A 3,034-nucleotide genomic window follows, 5' to 3' on the forward strand; every position below is an offset into this window, starting at 1 on the left:
CAATTGGCAGCGGTATATTTGATTGCATGTATCAACTATATTATCTAATGGGAAATGAGTCCAGCTAAAAAATCAAAAAAATGATGTTTGTAAATTTACCGTATTGGTGGGTACCTGAGTAGTTACTTTTTTTCTTTCTCTTTGTGGATACTGTGGATAAGTGGATAACTCATGCCGCTCCCCTCATTTTTTCCTCATAAACATCCCACGGCCGCTTATCCCCGAGTGATTGATGTAGTCGTCCGTGGTTATAATAATCAAAGTATTTGGCTAATCCATTCTGTGCTTCCTGCATTGTTTTATACCCATTGATATACACATCCTGATACTTTACACTGCGCCAGAGCCGTTCAATAAATATATTGTCGAACACTCTACCCCGGCCATCCATGCTGATAGATATCTGCTGCGCTGTTAATCTCTTGATGAATGCCTCGCTCGTAAACTGTGCCCCTTGATCTGTATTAAATATTTCAGGAGTACCGTGTTTTTCCAATGCTTCATCAAGCGCTTCACAACAAAAACTTACATCCATTGTATTGCTTAATCTCCAGCTTAATACACTACGGCTATACCAATCCATTACTGCGACCAAGTACGCAAAACCATGCTTTAACCGTATATACGTTATATCCGTACTCCACACCTGATTGGGTCGTTCTACCGTAACATCTGTAAGCAGGTACGGATATATTGCGTGGCGTTTATTCGGCCTGCTCGTATTTGGCTTCGGATATATCGGCATCAATCCCATTTTACGCATCAAACGTCTCACTCGCTTCGGACCGCATTTTTTACCAATATCCCGCAAATACGCTATCATGCTACGTACTCCCATAAACGGATGCCTCGTAAACTCTTCATCTATTATATTCATTAACTCTATGTTATACGCGCTTTCCGGCACAGACTGATAATAAAGCCTCGATCGATTAATTGCCAGCAGTTTGCATTGATTCCGTATGCTCATATCCTCTGTATCCTTTTCTATCAACAATTTACGTTCCCTGGGTCTTAAAACGGTAATTTTTTTTAAGCCAGTCGTTTTCTACTTGCAGCTGACCAATCTGTTTATACAGTTCGTCTATAAGACGTCCTTTCTCCTTCTCATCCGGATCCTTTTTGCCAGAAAATAATCCAGGCGAACCTTCTCGCAGCTCACTCTTCCATTGTGCAATCTGTGTCGAATGAACCCCATATTCGCTGCTGATCTCTGCGCTTGTCTTCAACCCTTTTATTGCCTCAATTGCTACTTTTGCTTTAAATTCCTTGCTGAATTGCTTTCTCATGCTTCCCATCCAGACCTCCTGTGGTTAGTACCACCATTATACCTTATTTCTCTATCTTATACACTGGTCTGATTCTTGGGGAGTATTATATTTTGCATACAGCACGCAAACGACTTAAGAATGGAACCCTGGAAGAATGGCTTAAGAAAACATTAGAAGCTTATATCCATAATCCTGATATTGATCCCTATTCACTCTTGCCTCCCAAATAATCCCCCGCTTTACTCACCGGTTACCTTAAATGAACAGACTCTTTTTAATAAAATACTTTCACTAAATATAGCCCCTGTGAAGGTGCGGTAGGAACGGTCATTGATCGTTTTTTGACTTCTAGGAGCTTCTTTATATCTTTTGGGGTAATCTTCCCACTGCCCACTTCGATAAGTGCACCAACAATGCTTCTTACCATTTTATAGAGAAAACCGCTTCCTTTGATATCTATTGTAATAATATCCCCTTTTCTTTTAACCTTGAGATATATGATCTTCTTTATAGGAGAGCCCTGATCTTCGCCGCTGTCAGCGCTAAATGAGGTAAAATCATGTGTTCCTATAAGATACTTCACCACTGAAAGCATTTTTCGCTCATTAAGACGACAGAGCTTAAAATGATACTTATAATCCCGCTCAATAGCAGGAGCTATCTTTGCATCACTTATAATATACCTGTAATGCTTCGCTTTTGCGTCAAAGCGGGCATTAAAGCCTGCTTTTGCGTCTTCTGCTTTCACTACTCGTGTATCACCGGGTAAATGAGAGTTTAAGGCCATTTGAATATTTTTGAGAGGTAAGGTCGATTTGGTCTTAAAACTAATGACTTGGCCGTAAGCATGGACCCCACTGTCTGTCCTACTGGAATACTCTATTTTAGGGGTTTCTTTGGTTAGTTTCTTTATTGCTAGCTGCAGTTCCTGCATGACCGTGCGATCTTTCGGCTGTATTTGCCATCCACAGTGATGTGTGCCATCATATTCTATTGTAAGCTTTAGGTTGCGCATTATGAGTTCATAGATACTTTAGTTCATAGTTGATAGTTCATGGTTCATTGATATAAAAACTGCGTGATTGAGTTATTAAGCAATTAGGCAATTAAGTAAAAACTAATCGCTCTCCGATACTATTTATTTTTTTGCACCGTACAATTATGCAGATTTCATCTAATTAATCTCGCGTTCCGATCAATTTGAGTACATTTTCTTTTGTAAATATCTCTATATCAGAGGGGGTTTCAAGGAAGTTCTCTACATCGCTTTTTACCTTTTTCCAATCCGCATCTTGTACAGTGTTATATAAAAATGATCTCCAATTGTCTTGTGATAAGACATCCCCACTCCACCCTGTCTGAGACAATGCATTATTCAGAAGCTCTAAGTTTGGGACTATGTCTTTCCATTTAGAAAAATACCAGCCTATATCAAAATAATCCCTACCTTTTGTATACTTTCGGTTAAGCAATGCATGCATTTTTCTTGCAAGCAGTGAAGGTAAATCGAATGTCAGAAAAGCAATGGGGAAATATTTATTAATAATAGATGTTTCCAGCACGCTACCTTGTGGAGGCTTTGTATCAATTTTGATGTATAGGATCCATATTTCAGGGACACCATACTAAATTCAGAACTCCATACATGGGATCCACAGCAATCTTACCTAAATAGCTACGAATAAATAGTTTCCCCGGATAGTTTGTGATAAAATGCTTCAGATAAAAGATTTTTTTTAAGAGACTTGATTTTTCAAAAGTGA

The 3,034-nt window shown here is 39.0% G+C and carries 3 protein-coding genes; all 3 read right to left on the reverse strand.

The genetic code is table 11. The annotated features are described in order from the left end of the window. Window positions 1-169 precede the first annotated feature (169 nt). Window positions 170-1,298 (reverse strand): IS3 family transposase gene (locus P9M13_01785; protein ID MDP8262019.1). Its coding sequence is split into 2 segments (ribosomal slippage): window positions 170-1,004 and window positions 1,003-1,298, totalling 1,131 coding nucleotides; the frame shifts between segments, so codons are not numbered across the junction. Window positions 1,299-1,545: 247 nt separating this feature from the next. Continuing rightward, window positions 1,546-2,286, reverse strand: coding sequence for a tRNA pseudouridine(38-40) synthase TruA (gene truA / locus P9M13_01790; GenBank protein ID MDP8262020.1), 741 nt, complete (start codon window positions 2,284-2,286; stop codon window positions 1,546-1,548). Between the two features lie 163 nt (window positions 2,287-2,449). Then, entirely contained in the window at window positions 2,450-2,833 is a 384-nt protein-coding gene (locus tag P9M13_01795; protein ID MDP8262021.1) for a nucleotidyl transferase AbiEii/AbiGii toxin family protein, read from the reverse strand. Window positions 2,834-3,034 lie beyond the last annotated feature (201 nt).

This window comes from Candidatus Ancaeobacter aquaticus, from assembly GCA_030765405.1.
GTDB classification, from domain to species: domain Bacteria; phylum Auribacterota; class Ancaeobacteria; order Ancaeobacterales; family Ancaeobacteraceae; genus Ancaeobacter; species Ancaeobacter aquaticus.